Origin of the sequence: Flavobacterium sp. C3NV, assembly GCF_046825355.2 — a bacterium.
Taxonomy (GTDB): Bacteria; Bacteroidota; Bacteroidia; order Flavobacteriales; family Flavobacteriaceae; genus Flavobacterium.
This window is the reverse complement of record NZ_JBKQBJ020000024.1, coordinates 41,642-59,742: the sequence shown is the minus strand read 5'-3', so window position 1 is coordinate 59,742 and position 18,101 is coordinate 41,642. Positions and strand designations below refer to the sequence as shown.

Below are 18,101 nucleotides of genomic sequence, written 5' to 3'. Positions count from 1 at the left end.
GAAGATAATGATATCATTAAGTTTAATCTAAAAAAAAATAGTTATGAAGAATATAATAAACATTTTGAATTTGGAATAATAAGAGAAACTTTTACGAAGCTTAAAAGAATATATTATAAAAGAGAAACGATAAAAAAAGAAGAATTTATTTTGAAATAAACTACTAAAGGTCAAGCATTATGAATCTCTTATGAAAAATACAATTTTAATAATTCTGTTGATTTGCTTTATCAGTTGTAAAATGGATAATACTAAATCTATTAAGGAAGAAAAAAAAATAAACACATCGATAGACACCGTTTTTTTTGATGAAAAAGGTGATACTATAAAATCACAAACCGCTAATCTTAAAAACAACTATGAATTAATTATTTTCCCTGCTCTAGATAAAAAAAGTGAAGGCGTAATTAATTTTAGATTGATTACTGACAAAAAAGATAATACCTATTTATTAGCTAGCACTTTCCAAGCCAATCGTCGCCCATACTATAAAGGTATTGATTTTCAAAATTATTTTGCATTACATAGTAACGGAGGAGGAACTAGCAAATTTTATTTTTGGTTATATTGTAAAGCAGCAGGAGAAGAGATATTCAAGGGAATAGAGCTTGATTTTGACTTAAAAAATGAGTTAATTTTATATGAAGATGAAGATAATGATTACAATTTATTTATCTACGATGTAAATACCAAAGTCAAAACGTTAATAGAGTTGCCATATGACGTTATGTTTAAACAGGAATGTACAAAATATAATGATTCTTATAAGAGTATTTATATTAAACGAGTTACAAAAGAATATTATTATTTCGGATTTAAAGATTGCGAGCCTTTATCAATAGAATTTAAAGTAAGGAAAGCTAAATAAAATTATTATTTCGCCTACTCAAGACAACAATCATTTATAAATTAACAGAATTTAGTTTTAAAAAAAGCCCAACTGGTAAACTATGAAAAAAATGGCAATTCTTTTTTTCTACTTCGCATTTGGTGTTTTAAATGCCCAGGATAAAAATCAAAAATTGGATTACATTCAAAAGAATATTGAACCTTGTCGTATTTCGATTAACGATTCATTGAGTATATTCAAAATTCAAGAAAGTTTATATAATAATGATATTAAAATTATACTTAAAACTGAAAATTTATTTAGTAAAGAATGTAACACAGAAATTATCAGCAATGAGCTTATTAGTGCATTAAATACTTCTCAAAATCCCTTATTAAAGATAAATAATAAAACTATCGAAGTGCTTAATATAGCAGATTTTAAAAATTTAATTCCATATAAAATATACGCTATTACAAAGCCAAAATATATTATCCTCATATTAGAGTTATATAGTTTTTCATATTCGACGATAGGGAATGGTTATATTGATCTCTGTTTTAAAATTGACAAAAAAGGGGAAGTGGTTGGAAGAAAAATGTTAGAATCGAAAACAACAATTAAAATAAATAAAGCGAGAAATATTTTTTAAGAAAGCTATTAGCCCTTGAGCTCCTATTATTGTGAGCTCCATACATAAAGAATGGCAAATAATCTAAAATTCATAAACCTCGACTTTCTAAATCGAGGTTTTCTTATATAATCAAATAACCCGTGCTGCAATGATTAGTGTCTTAAAAGGAGATGACGATCCTACTACTAGTTCATATTTTTGGGATGGATTAGATTTTTTCACTAAAAAAGATGAATTAACTCATCCAAAATTTAAGCAATATAGAAGTGTAAATGTTATAAAAGAACACTTAGATTTAGCTATTGATTTCTGGTGTATTGATTTGAATAAAGTTAAGATTAATAAAGATGCTACCATTAACTCTATTTTCTCTAAAAAAGAATATGCTCTTAAAGATGTTACCGATGGGGTGATTTTAAATGAAAAAGGCGTTTTTTCTGGAGCGAGAAAAGATTCACAAAATAATAAAGCAGTACATGAGAGTTTAAAATCAACTGGTTTTAAGTCAGGTACATTATTCTGGACAACATTTAAAACTTAGAAACTATGAAATTTCCATTTTGCATATTTACAATTATTTTGGTTTTTATTTCTTGTAATAAAATTGGAAGAAAGAACGTTGAAGATATTCCAAAGGATACTATTAAGATACCTGGAAACATTTCTGTAGAGAAGAATTGTTTAGAGCAAATTCAGGGTTATAAAGATAAATATGGAATTACATTTTCTAACTATTACCAAGACGAACCTTTAAGTCTTGATTTTGACGATAATAAAACAATAGATACAATTGCTGTTTTAAAACCTTATTATGAAAGCAGTAAAGACGATTGTTTTCCTAATAATTCAGAATTTGATTTCCCTATACTTTTGATAAGCAAAACCATAAATAAAAAGAGTAAAATTTTTAAAATTTACAAAAATGTTTTAAAATGTAATACCCCTGTTTATTACGAAGAAATAAAAATTAATAAAAGTGGCTTTATTATATTTAAAGATCTTACAGGAAATAGTGGTTTTTATACAAAAACATATGTTTCATTTAAGACTAATGACTTTTATGTAGATAGCATAAATATTGAGTCTTGGGGCTGGAAACAATATAAAAAAACAATAAATTTTAAAAATAAAACTTTTGAATTATCAAAATATAATAGGACTTACATTGATTCGATAAGAAAGCATTCTGACAACTAATCTATGAAAACAGCAATATAAATTCCCAGATCGCGCGGATTTACCTCCACAACGATAGCGCGGATTTGTAATCCGTGCCCGCAAAGATTGGTTAGTTCTCTTTCTAATTATAAAAAAGTACATTAATCGTGTAACTTTTGCTTTAGTGATTTGTTTTTGTGTCTTACTGTTGCGGGCACGGATTACAAATCCGCGCGATCGGGTTCAAAATCTCCGCCAATTTTTTTAGCCAATAATAATTATCTTCAAAATTTAAAAGTCCGATTTGGAGGGTTTCGTGTTATCGCGTTACTCCGAGAGCTAAAATGCAGTTTACTTGTCTTAATATTTTAGTATTGAATAATAAAATAGTAATAATATCATCTATTATTCCTAGCTTTGAAAGCTATAATAAATAAGCTTAACCCTTAATTCTAATGCACAAAAAAATACTATTTGTTTCTTTTTTCATGTTGCTACTAGCTTCTTGCAATAGTGATGAAAATCCAGCTCCTGAACCTTTAACTTTTGAACAAGAATTACTACTAAGAGGATGGACATATGACACCATATTATGGAATGGAACACTTTATGCTTACGATCATAATCCAAATTGTTATCGTGATTTTTTTGGATTTAGAAATAATGATGGACAGGTCTATCAGTTTGAAGAAACCACTTTTATTAATACCATTTGCAGCAGCAGTCAAACTGTATTGACCTGGGAACCAGTTGGTAATCATGTTAATTTTTACTTCGGAGCAGGCAACAAGGTTGATACGTATGAAATAATCTCTTTAACAAGTGAACTTTTGACTTATGCTATAGATCGAGATATCGATAAAGATGGCAAAAATGATCATTTAATCATTTCTTCAATACCGTATGATCCTTATAGTTCTTATGGATCTAAGACTAAAAAAAATCAACAATTGAAAATATTTCCAGCAAAATTTCAATTTTAGTATTGGTGACTTAACCCAAAAGAGCCACTTCTATCACAAGCGTCAAATTAGTGCGCACAATTAGTAATGTAAAATAAAAAACCTCGATCCTAAAAAAATCGAGGTTTTTCCATTTTATAAACCTTACTCCTCACTCAAATAAGGATTCAAAATCTCCGCCAATTCATTGAGCCAATAATAGCTGTTTTGCAAATTGTCTATTTCATTTTGGAGGGTTTCATGCTGCCTTAAAGCTCCTAAAGCAAGAACATAATTTACCTGTCTTATAGATTTGGCCATTTCTTCTGGATCGATTCTGTTGTTGAAAAAATTCATAAGCCTAATTTCGGCTTCTTTTGAAAGGGTGTTTGTACTCATAACTCTGTAATTTTAGGAAATATAAAACCCATGTAGCTAAGGTGTCCTACACTTACAGAAGTGTTACGGTTGTTTCCAATACCGCCACCATACCACATGGGCAAAAGTTTTTTAGATGTCATGATTCTGTAAATTAGGAACGGCAAATATAGCAAAAAAGCCTTGTAATCAAAGGAGTTTTTCCTATCAATAAAAAGGTGCCCTTACTCTTTAATCTATTTTAACTCTTATGATTATTACAATTAAAATATTGAAGTTCTGTTATGGATTTCCGTAAACGAATGAAAAAATGCAGAGCTAACTTTCGAATTATTAATTATAACAAATAAATTATTATGGCGAAAGTACCTGCATTTAACAGTAAAAAGCAAGATGTACATCACAACAACAGTAGTTGTACAGAAGGAAACAACATTGAAAAGGAAAATCTTCAATCAGGTACTGGTGGAAAACCCCTTTGTAAGCATTGTAGTAATCTTTAGTTTTTTAGCCGCTCTAACAAAGTGGTTTTTTCTTTTTTACAAACAAATCTCCTCATAAACCCTACTCCCTAGCCCCGATGGAAGTGGAAATCCTTTTGTGCCGGTGTTCGGCACAAAAGATTGGAACGGACAGCGGGAATAGCTCCTAATTAAAAAATCTAATTCAATTATAAAAAAAATGCAAGACCAAAATTGATCCTGCATTTTTTATAACTTGATAAATAAACATCTTCTTAAACAGTCTGACGCTCGTGTTTTCCTTCTTTAATTTCTTCTACCATTTTTTTATTAAAAGCGGGTAAATCACTTGGGTTTCGGCTGGTTACTAATCCGTTGTCTACGACTACTTCTGAGTCTTCCCATTGTGCTCCCGCATTTATCAAATCGTTTTTAACAGAGAAGAACGAAGTTACTTTTCGACCTTTTAAAACATCTGCATCTACCAGAATTTGAGGACCATGACAAATAGCCGCTACTGGTTTTTTACTTTCAAAAAAAGAACGTACAAAATTTACTGCAGCCTCTTCTCTTCTCAATAAATCAGGGTTTATAACTCCTCCCGGAAGAACCAAAGCATCGTAATCTGCTTCATTTGCCTGATCTAATACTACATCAACATTATATTCCTTGCTCCAATTTCCATCTTTCCAGGATTTGATAGTTCCAGATTTCAAACTGATGATATCTGCATTCCAGCCTTGCTCTTCTAAATAGGCTTTAGGAGATGATAATTCTGATTCTTCAAAACCGTTTGTTGCTAATATGGCTATATTCTTTTTCATAATTTTAAGTATTTAAAACGTTATTAATTTTGATTTAGTTAAAATTAGTAATTCCATACAGCCAGCGAAAACAGACGATGTTAAACCTTTCTTTAATAAAAGTTAATTAATTGAAATTCAAATTATTATTAAAAATTAAATTGAAATTATATAAAAATCATGTCAATTTGGATTACTATTTTATAGGATGAAAGTTCAGAAAACAATTAAATTACTTAGTATAAAATGAAAGCGGTTTTTTCTTTTAAAAAATAAATCTTCTCATGGAACAACTGACTAGCCCTGATGGGAGGGAAAATCCTTTTTCTTGCTCCTTTAGCAAGAAAAAGATTTGGAAGGACAGCAGGAATAGCTCCTAAAAAAACTTAAATTCCAAATTTTAAAATTCCAAATTCCAAAGGATTTATTTGAGTTTTGTTTTCATAAGCCTTCGACTACGCTCAAGATGACAATTGGGTATAAAAAACTAAATTATAGAAGACTTACTCTTTTTGAATTTTTGGGACTATCAGGATTATTATGGGTGATAATTAAGTTGTTCTTTTCCTACAAGATTCAATTTTAACAGCGATTGCGATAATTAATTGCTATTTTTGATTTTCTCTTAAAAATACAATTCGTCAGGTAATTTCAACTTTAGTTTATTTTTAGATCCTGATTCATACAAAAACCAATTATAACAATATTAGATTATGAATGTTCTACTCATTGAGGATGATAAACGCATTAGCGAATTTATTATAAAAGGTTTAGAAGAAAATAATTTTACGGTGCATCTGGCTGAAACGGGCGAGATTGCGCGGGATTTACTTCAGCACGATACCTGGGATATTATCCTGATGGATATTATGTTGCCGGGAATCGACGGAATTCAGCTGACGAAAATGATGCGTTTCAAGAAAATTCACACTCCTATATTAATGCTCAGCGCACTCAGCGATACTGATGATAAAGTCAATGCGCTGGATTCCGGTGCCGATGATTATTTGGTGAAACCGTTTCATTTTAAGGAATTGATTTCGAGGGTAAATGCTTTGACGCGCAGAACTAAATTTAATTATGATAAAGTAGAAACTTTATACACCTTGGGAAGTTTAGCCATAAACCCTGAAGAACATAAGGTTACAGAAAATGATGTATTGATCGATTTGTCTCCGCGTGAATACAAACTGCTTTTATTTTTACTGGAAAACAGAAACAAGGTAATGTCAAGAACTCAGATTTTAAACGCTGTTTGGGGCATTAATTATGATAATAATACGAATGTTGTCGATGTTTATATTTCTTATTTAAGAAACAAAATCGAGCAAAACCATAAATTCATCCATACCATAAAAGGAACCGGATATATGCTTAAAGAATAGTCATGAAAATTCGCAACAGGTTTACCTTAATATCTTCTTTTACGTTTAGCGTTGTCTTTGTCATTGCTTCTATTATTACGTATTTGTCTTTTTACAGTTATTCGGAAAAGATTATTTTTAATGAACTTCAGAAAACGTGTTTGTTAACGGGGATTTTTTATCTGGAAAAAGATGAATTACCGGAAAATCAGCATTTGATAATTGGGCAGCAATTCAGGGAAAATTCACTTGAGATTATTTCGCGCGTTTACAACAACAAAAATGAGATTGTATACGGTGATAAAACAGTCGACCAAAATATAAATGCAGAGCGACTGGATTACATTCGTAAGAATCGAAAATTGAATTTTAAATCGAATCATCATTTTTATTTCGGAAGTTTTTATCATGATAATCAGGGTGATTTTGTGGTTTTTGTCAAGAAAAACGATCAGGAATTTAAAACCATTACCAACAGATTATTAATCATTATGATTTTGGTTTTAATAAGCGGACTAATCACTATATATATTGTGAGCCGTTTGCTTTCGAATCTGGCGTACAGTCCCATAAAAAATATTATCAATCAGGTAAATGAAATTGAAGCATCGTCGCTCGATCGCCATATTGTTTCGCCAAACACCAAAGATGATATTCAGGAATTGATCGAGACGTATAATAATTTGTTTAAGCGCCTTTCGGATACTTTTATCATTCAGAAAAACTTTATCAATTATGTTTCGCATGAATTCAAAACGCCTTTGACTGCTATCTCAGGTAATCTGGAAGTATTTGCACAAAAGGACAGAACTAGTGCCGAATACAAAGAAATGTCTGAAAAAGTATTAGAAAACGTATATCAGATCGAAGATACAATGAACACCCTGATGATGCTTTCGGGATTGAGAAACAATACAGAACTCAATGAAATTTTCAGGGTCGATGAATTGGTTTGGGACATCAACGATCAATTGCCGGATGTGTATCAGTTAAAAAGTTCTCAGATACAAATTGCTATTGAAATTGTCAATGACAAACTGCTTTCGATAAAAGGAAACAGCAACGAAATTAAGATTGCTTTGTACAATATTATCGAAAATGCTGTAAAATACTCTAACGGAAATCCGATCAAAATAAGTCTGCTGCAACAGGATGATCAGCTTAAAATTGTAATTGAAGATCACGGAACCGGAATTAGCGAAGAGGATTTAAAATTCATCAAACAAACCTTTTACAGGGGCAAAAATGTCAATGATATAAAAGGCAGCGGCGTTGGGCTTTCGTTGGCCAATATTATATTCAAACAAAATAATATTCACTTTACGATTACATCCAAAAAAGACGTTGGAACGACAGTAACCTTATTATTTCCGCCACTCTAATCGTTTTCTAATGTAACTCTAACTCCTTTCTAACACACATCAAATTAGGGTTTAATATGCTGTAGATAGCTTTGCAACATATTAAAAACAAACTTAATTTGAAACGTATACTCTTAACTCTACTCGTTATTGTATCGCACAAAAGTGTGGCACAAACTGCTGCAATAAACGATACAATTGTTCTTTCCCGAACACAGGCCGAGGCTTTGTTTCTGGATAAGAATATTGCTCTTCTTTCAGAAAAACTAAACATTGACATTGCCGATGCGCAGGTGATTCAGGCTAAATTATGGCCCAATCCTACGCTGACGATTGGCGAGCTTAACCTTTGGCACAATGCTACGGCGCAGGAAGTTCCTCCTTTGTGGGGCAATTTTGGTAAAACTACTCAGGTTACGGCAGAACTTGAACAACTCGTACAAACTGCCGGAAAACGAAAAAAGCTTATCGCGATGGAAAAAGTGAGCGCTGATATTGCTAAAGAATACTTTAAAACCTTTTTGCGCAATCTAAAAATTGAGTTTAGAGGTAATCTTACTGAGCTTCAATATACTCAGTCTCAGGAAGCGGTTTATAAAAAGCAACTTTCGTCGATGCAAACCATGCTAAAAGGATATGGCAATCAGGTCGCTCAGGGAAATATTGGCCGAGGCGAATACATTAGACTAAAAGCATCTGAACTGCAGTTCTTAAAAGAAATCAGCGATTTAAAGAAAGAAAACAATTCATTACAAAAAGAATTGAAGATTTTAATGAATCTGCCTGCTACAAGCTACATCAAACTTACAGATGAAGGTTTTGTTCCTGACAATAAAAATATCGAAAATATCAACTTGGGCAATCTTATGGCTTCGGCAATAGAAAATCGTCCTGATATGAAAGTCATTAAGTTAGGAAATGATTATAACGATAATAAATACAAATACGAAAAAGCAATGCGAACGCCAGACGTTACACTGGGCATTAGCTACGATCGTGGTGCCAGTACGATGAACGATTTCGTGGGACTTGGTTTTGCTTTGGATCTTCCGTTTTTTAATAGAAATCAAGGGAATATAAAAGCGGCTAAAATAGCAATTGAACAAGGTAAATTATTGACGGAAGAGAAAACAATAAGCGTACAATCTGAGGTTTTACAAGCTTACGAAGATCTTATTGTAACCAAAAAACTATACGAAAGCGTTGAGGCTAATTATGAATCAGATTTAGATAAACTTCTGGAAAGCTACCGCAAAAACTTCATGCAGCGAAACACCAGTATGTTAGAATATCTTGATTTTGTTGATGCCTACTTAGACAACAAATCGATCCTGCTGAATTCTAAAAAAGACCTGAACAAAAACCTTGAAGAGTTGCGCTATATCGCGGGTCAAGAAATCAATTAAATCTAATTATCTAAAAATAATGACAAACATAATGAAGAAACTTATTTTACTCCCGATACTTGGGTTAATGCTCGTTTACGGATGTGGCAAAAAAGAAGAAATCAAAGATACAAAAGAGGACAAATTTTGTATCGACAAAGACTTAAAAGAAAAAATCACGATCGAACCCGTTCAAAAACGTTCGGTTAGTGAATCGATAAACCTTACCGGAAATATAACGTATAATGCAGATCACGTAGTGCAGTTTAACAGCCTTGTAGAAGGGATTATTACCAAAACTACTTTTTCATTGGGTGATTATGTCAAAAAAGGACAAATTCTGGCCGAGATAAAAAGTACAGAACTCAACAGTATGCAATCTGAAAGTAAATCGTTTCAATCGCAAATAGCGGTGGCACAACGCAATTTACAAGCGACCAAATCGATGTTTGAGGACGGAATCGCTTCTCAAAAAGATTTAATGCAGGCACAAAGCGAACTGGATGTTTTAAAATCTTCTTTAGAAAATGTGAAAGCCAATCTCGCCATGTTTAGCGCCAGCAGCGAAAGATCTGTTTTCCTGATAAAAGCACCAACTGAAGGTTATATCGTAGCTAAAAACATAAGCCCGGGAATGCAGATTACAGATGGCAGCGAACCACTTTTTACCATTTCTGATCTCAAAGAAATCTGGGTTTTGGTCAATGTATATACCAGTAATTTAAAAAATGTAAGCGAAAATATGTTGGTCGATGTTACGACACCGGCATATCCGGATGAAATTTTTAAAGGAAAAATAAAAATGATGGCGAAAGTTTTTGATGCCGATGAACATGTTCTGAAAGCCAGAATTGTAATGGAAAACAAAAACTTAAAACTAAAACCGGGAATGACTGCCGATATTATTATCGATAAAAGTAAAGGTGGCGAAATGCTTGCTGCCGTTCCTGCAAAAGCAGTGATTTTTGATAACAATCGCGATCATATCCTGATTTATAAAAACGATTGCACGATCGAAACCAGAGAAGTGAATCCGATTATAAAAAACAACAACTGGATTTATTTTGATAAAGGAGTCAATGAAGGTGAAATGGTGATTACTAAAAATCAACTGCTAATTCACGAACGATTAAAAAACTAATTATCCCTAAAAACGGATAAACACCATACAAAATATGAAAAAATTTGTACAAGGACTGGTCGCTTTCTCGCTAAAAAACTCCCTCATCGTTTTTTTCCTTACAGCAGTACTACTAGTCGCCGGAATAGTCAGCTATATCCATACTCCCATCGAAGCTTTCCCTGATGTAACCAATACAAGGGCAAGAATCATTACGCAATGGCCCGGACGAAGTGCCGAAGAAGTAGAGAAATTCATCACACTTCCGATTTCGAAACAAATGAACACGATTCCTAAAAAAGCCGAAGTACGTTCTATTTCGCTTTTCGGATTATCGGTTGTAACCGTTTTGTTTGATGATGATGTCGAGGATTTTTACGCACAGCAATATGCTTCAAATCGCCTTAACGGATTAGATCTTCCGGAAGGTGCAGATGTTGATATTGAACCGCCATCCGGAGCAACGGGTGAAATATTCAGATATATCATCAAAAGTGATTTACCTATTAAAGAAATCAAAGCCATTCAGGATTGGGTAATCGAAAGAGAACTAATTGCTGTTCCCGGAGTTGCCGACGTGGTGAGTTTTGGTGGTGAAGAAAAAATCTTCGAAATCAAAATTAATCCAACCGAACTAGAAAACTACAACTTATCTGCACTTGATGTTTACGAAGCCGTTTCTAAAAGTAACGTAAATGTTGGCGGAGACGTGATTCAGCGTGGTGATCAGGCTTATGTGGTACGTGGAGTTGGTTTAATCGATAAAGTCGAAGATATTGGTAATATTTTAATCGAAACCAAAGGATCATCGCCCGTATTGGTAAAACACGTTGCCGAAGTTTCAATTTCTGCCAAACCAAGATTAGGGCAAGTAGGTTTAGATGGTGATGATGATGTGGTAGAAGGAATCGTGATCATGCTGCGAGGAGAAAATCCGGGTGAAGTTATCAAGAGACTGAAAGATCGTTTGGCAGAACTGAACGAAAGAGTGCTGCCGGATAATGTAAAAATAGTTCCGTTTATCGATCGTACCAAATTGGTCGACACAACAGTACATACCGTTACCAAGAATCTTATCGAAGGGATTTTACTGGTATCGTTAATCGTGTTTATTTTCCTTTACAACTGGAGAACCTCATTGATTGTCGCGTCTGTTATTCCGCTTTCGTTTTTGTTTGCCATTATTATGTTGAGAATACAGGGATTACCTGCCAACTTAATTTCTATGGGAGCGCTGGATTTTGGATTACTGCTCGAAGGAACATTGGTTATTGTCGAACAGGTTTTTGTGTCACTCGAAAAGAAAGCGCATAAAGTAGGAATGGAACGCTTTAACAATATGAGCAAAATGGGACTTATCAAGAAAAGCGTGGGCAGCGTAGCCACGTACATTTTCTTTGCCCTGATCATTTTGATTGTGGCGCTGATGCCTATTTTCTCTTTCACGAAAGTGGAAGGAAAAATGTTCTCTCCCCTAGCCTTTACGCTAAGTTATGCATTATTAGGATCGTTGATTTTATCCCTTACTTATGTTCCGGCAATGTGTAAAGTCATGCTGACAAAAAACATTGTAGAGAAAGAAAATATGATTTCGCGTTTCTTTAGAGAGAACCTTTTTAAACTTTTTAAATGGAGTACCAAACATCGCAAAGCAACCTTATATGCATTCTTAGGTTTACTGGCAATATGTTGTGCGAAGTTTGCTTTTTATGGTTCAGAATTTATTCCGAAACTGAATGAAGGAGCTATTTATGTAAGAGCCACTTTGCCTAACAGCATCAATCTGGACGAAGCGGTAAGACTTACCAAAGAAATGAAAACGAAAATAAGGAAGTTCGAAGAAGTAAAATTTGTCCTCACACAAACCGGACGACCAAATGACGGAACAGATCCAACCGGATTTTTTAATATCGAATTGCATATCGAATTAAAACATCAGGACGAATGGAAACGTGATATAAGCAAAGAACAATTAATCGCCGAAATCAAAAAAGAACTCGATGTATATCCCGGAATTGGATTTGGATTTAGCCAGCCTATTCAGGATAATGTTGAGGAATATGTTGCCGGAGTAAAAAGTCCGTTGGTGATTAAGATATTCGGAAATGATCTTTTTCAACTCGAAGCCATGGCTGCAAAAGTCGCCAAATCGATCAAAGATGTAAAAGGAATCGAAGATATTAATGTCTATAAAAACATTGGTTTACCCGAATTAAGGATTCAGCTTCACGACGAAAAAATGGCGCGTTATGCCATAACAACCGCCGATGCGCAAGCCGTAATCCGAATGACCATTGGAGGTCAGGCCGCAACCAAGTTTTATGATGATGAAAAGATCTTTGATATCACCTTACGTTTTGAAAAAGAATATCGTGACTCAAAAGAAAAGATCGAAGACATCCTGATTCCGACAATGAATGGCAAAAAAGTGCCGCTGAAAGAAATCGCAACTGTAGAATATAAAACAGGTCCAACTTTTATATATCGAGAAGGAAACAGCCGTTACATAGCAGTAGGATTCAGCATCGAGGGACGAGATTTAGGAAGTACTATTGATGAAGCACAGAAAAAAGTTGCTGCAGAAGTAAAACTACCTAAAGAAAATGTAATGAAATGGGCAGGAGAATTCGAAAGTAAAGAAAGAGCTTCGAGACAATTAGCAATGATTGTTCCCGTTGTATTGATCTTGATTTTATGTCTGTTGTATTTCAATTTTGGTAATTTCAAAGATACAATGGTCGCTGTGAGCGCCATGCCTTACGCCTTTATTGGTGGTTTCTTATCGCTTTGGGCAACAGGAACCGTATTCGGGATATCGGCCGGAATCGGATTTATTATTCTCTTTGGAGTAAGTGCCATCGACAGTATCGTCCTCATCGGAATCATTAAGGAAAACATGAGGGCGGGAATGCATTTAAAAGATGCCATCTCAAACGGAATTTACGCCAGAATTCGTCCTATTGTGATGATTGCTCTAATGGGGTCGCTTGGATTATTACCTGCAGCATTGTCTACCGGAATGGGTTCTGAAGTTCAAAAACCATTAGCCATCATGATCGTGGGCGGATTAATAACTTGTATGATTTTATCATTAACGGTTTTACCACAAGTGTTTTATCTGGTCTATCGTAAAAAAGATTTGAGTAACACAGAATCATAATTTATCTTACTATATTTATTTTTAAAAACACTTTTAGACGTAATGTTTAGAGGTGTTTTTTATTATGCATAAAATTGGATATAGCTCGTAGAGATTAAATATTGGTAAAAAAGCTTTTTCTAACGCAATCTTGTCAGGCTGAGCGAAGTCGAAGCCCATAACTAACTCGACAAAGAAAATTTTACCGCAAAATTCAAAAAGAATTACGCAAAGTTCGCTAAGTTTTGTGAATTACGCTTTGTTCTAAGGTCACAAAAGGATTGTGTTTAAAGAATGACTTAATGAAAGCGAAACACTGTCTAAGGCTTTTATTTGATTACCACTAAATTATAAAAACAACAAATAGCTAAGAATAAACGTCTACCTTTAAAAAAAATACAAATGAACAAAGGCGGGCCAATTATTATAATTGAAGATGATCTCGACGATCAGGAAATTTTAACTGATATCTTTATAGAACTTGATTATAAAAATGAAATTATCTTTTTTTCCGAAGGCGAAAAAGCATTAGAATACTTAACCTCTGCACAAGTTGAGCCTTTTATTATTTTTTCTGACATCAATATGCCAAAATTAAATGGCATGGAACTGCGGGAAAAAATTCATCAAAACGAAGATTTACGACTCAAATCAATCCCCTACTTGTTCTTTTCGACAAGTGCAGAACAAAAACATGTTGTCGATGCTTATTCAAAATCTATTCAGGGATTTTTTGTTAAGCCATCTGACTATAATGAAATTAGAGAAATGATTAAAACAATTGTAAGTTACTGGGAAACTTGTGTTTCTCCCAACTATGTAAAGTAAATAATCGAACTTATCAAATTTTAAAAACACCTCCGGACATAATCTTTAGAGGTGTTTTTTTTGTTTAGGAGCAAATAAATTTCATTCAACCAGAACTTTAGTCCCGCTGTCCACTATATCTTTTCCTGTCCGCCGCGGCGGACAGAAAAAGGATACCGCTCCCATCGGGGCTATTCTAGAAATTTAGTACTTCGATCACTTTTCAGCATTACCTTAAGTCCCCTATTTACTATAAAAAAGATTAAATTCTACATTTTATTTTGAATATATGTAGTTGACTACGTATATTTGCACGCAGATTATTTTTTATCCATACATAAGTAAATTAAAATGAGCAATAGCACCAATCAACCCCATACACAAAATACAATTATAGTCGAGAAAATCGACAATCCGGAACAAATAGAAACCGCATTTTCAATAAGAAGACAAGTATTTGTAGAAGAACAAAATGTATCGCAGGAACGCGAATCAATGGATGATGAAGAAGCCGTACACTATTTGGCAACCGTAAATGGATTACCAGCCGGAGCAGCGCGATACCGAAAAATGGAAAAAGGAGCAAAAATCGAAAGAATTGCTGTCCTGAATACCTTTAGAGGAAAACGAATTGGAGAAGCAATTCTATTGAAAATTTTAGACGATTTAAAAAACGAAGACAAAATTTATCTTTACGCTCAGGTAATCGCCACCCCGTTCTACATCAAAAACGGATTCAGACAAACGGATAATTATTTCCTCGATGCCGGAATTGAGCACGTCGAAATGGATTTTATAAAATAAAATTATTGCAAATCAAATCCGTTTTTATCTGCGTTTTTACGAAGTAAATCTGTTCTATACGCGTCAAAATTAGACGCTGATTTTACTGATTCGCTAAAGCGAAAACGCTGATAAAAACAGATTTTTCTAATTACTTTCTTAATTAAACTATCTAATAATTTTATAGATTTCCCTTTAACTTAATGATTTTTTAAATTCCGATGGCGATATTCCAGTGCTTCGCATAATGAATTTATTAAAATGACTACTATCAATAAACCCCAAATCATTGCTGATTTCAGAAAATGTCAAATTACTTTTGCTTAATTTCTCCGTAACGACTTTCAACTTTGTCTGCTCGATATAATCACGTAAAGTTATATTGAGATGCGTTTTAAAATACTCGCCAATATAATGGATAGAAACATTAAAATGATTCGCCATTTCTTTTTTCTTCAATAAATGTGGGTTGGCAATATTCGACCGAATATAACTTAAAATCGTATCAATTTTTAAAACTTCAGTCGTTTGAAAATTCAAACTATTCTCATTTATACTTGCATTTCGTCTAATGATCTGAATCAGCGACATCATTAAACTTTTGATTATGATTTCGTTTTGACCTTTTGGTCTGGCAACTTCCTCAAGTATTTTTAGGATAACCATTTCGCAAAAAGCTTTATCGTCTTCAAGGAAAATCAAATTTCCGTTGGTTTGATTGTGGTAATAAAATAGTTTTTCTATTTCCTCGATCTCTTTTTTATTCGAAAAGAAATTAGGCAGAAAACGTAAACAATGAAACTTCGTAGGTGTTAATGTTTTAAAAGAGTGATAATCCTTTGGCGTAAGCAAATAAATATCATGTTGTTTAAAATTATGAGGAATCGAATTTAAGATATGATTTCCGGTTCCGTACTCTATGTATAACAATTCGAAGAAATTATGCCTATGAACTTCCTTTTTCCAAGTAAGTTCTTCGACCGAATAAATTTCGAAATCTTTGTAAATAAAAAAGGTGTCTTTCATAATCCTTAATTTTTACAAATATAACCGATATTTTTACATCAATTAATGATCTTGAACCTATTTACTTTGCAACAAGATTTAAAACCCAAAATACTACAATATGAACTCAGATATAACAAAAATAGGAATTCTTGGCATTGGCGGCATCGGCGGATTTGTTGGCGCTCCCCTGGCTAAAAAATATAAAGACAGCGAAACCAAAATCATATTCATTTGCAGAAGCGAAACAAAAAAAGCAATTCAAAATGAAGGTTTATTATTTGAATCAAAAGGTGAAACCACCACTATATTTCCTGATTTAGTTTCAGACAATCCAACAGAAATTGGAATTCTGGATGTTTTAATCCTTACCTCTAAATCCTATTCTTTAAAAGATGTATTATCTACTTATAAAGATTGTATCAACGAAAGAACAATCATAATCACTTTGCAAAATGTGGTAAATGCCAAAGAAATAATCAGAGAAACTTTGCTAGAAGCCGGTCAAATTATGGAAGGTTGTATTTATGTGGCATCAAACGTAAAGAAACCCGGACATATTCAGCATGTTGGCGGGCCAGGGAAAATTTTCGTTGGAGGAAAAGAAAATATACAATTAATAGAATTATTGACTGCCGGAGGTTTAGACATTACGTATGTCGAAAACATCAATCAGATTTTATGGAAGAAGTATTTGTTCGTTGCTCCCGTTGCCGGAATCACTTCTGCTTATAAAGCTACTTTTGGTCAACTTTTGGAAGATGAAAATCTAATACATATTCTGGAAAATATGATGATCGAGATTCAATCGCTTGCTAAGAAAAACAATATCAATTTGACCAATGAGGATATTGAAACTTCTAAAGATTTATTAACCAAATTTCCGTTTGAATCCAAATCATCTTTACAATTGGATTTTGAGAATCATAATCAAACGGAGAAACAATTTCTGGTGGATTATGTTATTGAAAATGCCGCTAAATACGGAATTGAAACTCCGTTTTATAATGGTGTAAATGAAAAAATAAAAACGTTATATAACGTTTCTTAATGAAACATGTTTCATTTTCAACCGGATTAAAATCCGGCCCTACAATATGAATCATTCCTCCGGAATTTTAAAATCTATGTGGATAATCATTAAAATGATTTAAAAAAGAGCCGTAGTTTAGACCTATATTGTAGGGCCGCATTTTAATCTCCCGAAAATACATTTGATAAAAGTAGAGAAAGAAATAAATTATTCGGATTAACATGAAAATAAGAGTTTTATCTTAACTTTGTTCATCAACTTTAGTAAATTAATATCATGCAAGCAATTAACATCACAGCATATACCGAAGATGCTTCTCAAATAGAAGCTGTAAAAGCTTTTATGAAAGCACTAAAGATAAAATTCGAAATAGCAAATGTAAAGTCGTATGAATTATCTACTGAACAGCAAGAAACTTTAGATAGTCAGATTAATTTAGACAAAAGTTTATACACAGATGCTCAATCAATTTATACCGATTTAAAAAAGAAGTATGAACTATAAGGTTATCGTTTCTCCAATTGCATTAAAAAATATTGAAGAAGCAGTTGAATATTACATTTTAAAAGCAACTAAAAAAGTAGCTTTAGACTTTCTTAATGATTATAAAAGTACTTATAAAGCTTTAAAGTTAAATCCATTCTATCAATTTCATGATCATAATTATCGCTTTTTACCTTTTAAAAAATTTCCTTATATCGCTTTTTTCATTGTTGACGAATTATCAAAAACTGTTTTTCTAAATGCAATTTTTCACACTTCTCAACATCCTGAAAAATATCCCACAAAATAAAAAAATACCATTTCTCGCCTAGCCCTGATCAAAGCGGCATCCTTTTATGGTGGGGTTCACCATAAAAGATATAGTGTAGAGCAGGACAAATGGTCTTGAAAACACGA

General features: G+C 33.1%; 18 protein-coding genes. 15 read left to right on the top strand and 3 right to left on the bottom strand.

Annotation, left to right across the window (positions count from 1 at the left end):
* The first annotated feature begins 241 nt into the window (after positions 1-241).
* From ACIDC4_RS23805 to ACIDC4_RS23785, 5 genes are all read left to right on the top strand, one after another.
* On the top strand, positions 242-868 hold the full coding sequence (locus ACIDC4_RS23805) for a hypothetical protein (RefSeq protein WP_412045513.1): 627 nt from the start codon (positions 242-244) through the stop codon (positions 866-868).
* 82 nt (positions 869-950) lie between these two features.
* Positions 951-1,481 carry a hypothetical protein gene (locus ACIDC4_RS23800; protein ID WP_412045514.1) on the top strand — a complete coding sequence of 177 codons (531 nt, stop codon included), beginning with the start codon at positions 951-953 and terminating at the stop codon, positions 1,479-1,481.
* A gap of 130 nt (positions 1,482-1,611) precedes the next feature.
* Entirely contained in the window at positions 1,612-2,004 is a 393-nt protein-coding gene (locus ACIDC4_RS23795) for a hypothetical protein (RefSeq protein ID WP_412045515.1), read from the top strand.
* A 5-nt stretch (positions 2,005-2,009) separates the two neighbouring features.
* Entirely contained in the window at positions 2,010-2,660 is a 651-nt protein-coding gene (locus ACIDC4_RS23790) for a hypothetical protein (protein ID WP_412045516.1), read from the top strand.
* A 416-nt stretch (positions 2,661-3,076) separates the two neighbouring features.
* Entirely contained in the window at positions 3,077-3,604 is a 528-nt protein-coding gene (locus ACIDC4_RS23785) for a hypothetical protein (RefSeq protein WP_412045517.1), read from the top strand.
* Between the two features lie 123 nt (positions 3,605-3,727).
* Here the strand turns inward: ACIDC4_RS23785 and ACIDC4_RS23780 are convergent, their stop codons facing one another.
* Both ACIDC4_RS23780 and ACIDC4_RS23775 read right to left on the bottom strand, forming a co-directional pair.
* The gene (locus ACIDC4_RS23780) at positions 3,728-3,961 is read right to left on the bottom strand and encodes a hypothetical protein (RefSeq protein WP_412045518.1); all 234 of its coding nucleotides are present in this window, start codon (positions 3,959-3,961) and stop codon (positions 3,728-3,730) included.
* 715 nt (positions 3,962-4,676) lie between these two features.
* Positions 4,677-5,225, bottom strand: a complete 549-nt coding sequence (locus ACIDC4_RS23775; RefSeq protein ID WP_412045519.1) for a type 1 glutamine amidotransferase domain-containing protein — start codon at positions 5,223-5,225, stop codon at positions 4,677-4,679.
* Positions 5,226-5,917: 692 nt separating this feature from the next.
* Here ACIDC4_RS23775 and ACIDC4_RS23770 point away from each other — a divergent pair.
* The 7 genes from ACIDC4_RS23770 to ACIDC4_RS23740 all read left to right on the top strand — a co-directional run bounded on the left by ACIDC4_RS23770 (position 5,918) and on the right by ACIDC4_RS23740 (position 15,184).
* The gene (locus ACIDC4_RS23770; RefSeq protein WP_065449058.1) at positions 5,918-6,589 is read left to right on the top strand and encodes a response regulator transcription factor; all 672 of its coding nucleotides are present in this window, start codon (positions 5,918-5,920) and stop codon (positions 6,587-6,589) included.
* Positions 6,590-6,591: 2 nt separating this feature from the next.
* Positions 6,592-7,950: a sensor histidine kinase gene (locus ACIDC4_RS23765; RefSeq protein ID WP_412045520.1), complete on the top strand. Its 1,359-nt coding sequence runs from the start codon at positions 6,592-6,594 to the stop codon at positions 7,948-7,950.
* A gap of 98 nt (positions 7,951-8,048) precedes the next feature.
* A complete protein-coding gene (locus tag ACIDC4_RS23760; RefSeq protein ID WP_412045521.1) occupies positions 8,049-9,335 on the top strand; it encodes a TolC family protein in 1,287 nt (428 codons plus the stop codon).
* 31 nt (positions 9,336-9,366) lie between these two features.
* Positions 9,367-10,455 carry an efflux RND transporter periplasmic adaptor subunit gene (locus ACIDC4_RS23755; protein ID WP_412045522.1) on the top strand — a complete coding sequence of 363 codons (1,089 nt, stop codon included), beginning with the start codon at positions 9,367-9,369 and terminating at the stop codon, positions 10,453-10,455.
* A 34-nt stretch (positions 10,456-10,489) separates the two neighbouring features.
* A complete protein-coding gene (locus ACIDC4_RS23750) occupies positions 10,490-13,594 on the top strand; it encodes an efflux RND transporter permease subunit (RefSeq protein ID WP_412045523.1) in 3,105 nt (1,034 codons plus the stop codon).
* A gap of 381 nt (positions 13,595-13,975) precedes the next feature.
* Complete coding sequence (locus ACIDC4_RS23745; RefSeq protein ID WP_412045524.1) at positions 13,976-14,401, top strand: response regulator; 426 nt, start codon at positions 13,976-13,978, stop codon at positions 14,399-14,401.
* Positions 14,402-14,731: 330 nt separating this feature from the next.
* Entirely contained in the window at positions 14,732-15,184 is a 453-nt protein-coding gene (locus ACIDC4_RS23740; protein WP_412045525.1) for a GNAT family N-acetyltransferase, read from the top strand.
* A gap of 174 nt (positions 15,185-15,358) precedes the next feature.
* On the opposite strand, the gene ACIDC4_RS23735 is transcribed toward ACIDC4_RS23740, so the two are convergent.
* Positions 15,359-16,189: an AraC family transcriptional regulator gene (locus ACIDC4_RS23735; RefSeq protein ID WP_412045526.1), complete on the bottom strand. Its 831-nt coding sequence runs from the start codon at positions 16,187-16,189 to the stop codon at positions 15,359-15,361.
* Between the two features lie 100 nt (positions 16,190-16,289).
* On the opposite strand from ACIDC4_RS23735, the gene ACIDC4_RS23730 reads away from it, so the two are divergent.
* The 3 genes from ACIDC4_RS23730 (at position 16,290) to ACIDC4_RS23720 (ending at position 17,994) form a co-directional block, all read left to right on the top strand.
* Positions 16,290-17,219: a ketopantoate reductase family protein gene (locus ACIDC4_RS23730; protein WP_412045527.1), complete on the top strand. Its 930-nt coding sequence runs from the start codon at positions 16,290-16,292 to the stop codon at positions 17,217-17,219.
* A 258-nt stretch (positions 17,220-17,477) separates the two neighbouring features.
* Entirely contained in the window at positions 17,478-17,705 is a 228-nt protein-coding gene (locus ACIDC4_RS23725; protein ID WP_412045528.1) for a DUF2683 family protein, read from the top strand.
* Complete coding sequence (locus tag ACIDC4_RS23720) at positions 17,695-17,994, top strand: type II toxin-antitoxin system RelE/ParE family toxin (protein ID WP_412045529.1); 300 nt, start codon at positions 17,695-17,697, stop codon at positions 17,992-17,994. Before ACIDC4_RS23725 ends, ACIDC4_RS23720 begins: the two co-directional genes overlap by 11 nt.
* Positions 17,995-18,101: the final 107 nt, after the last annotated feature.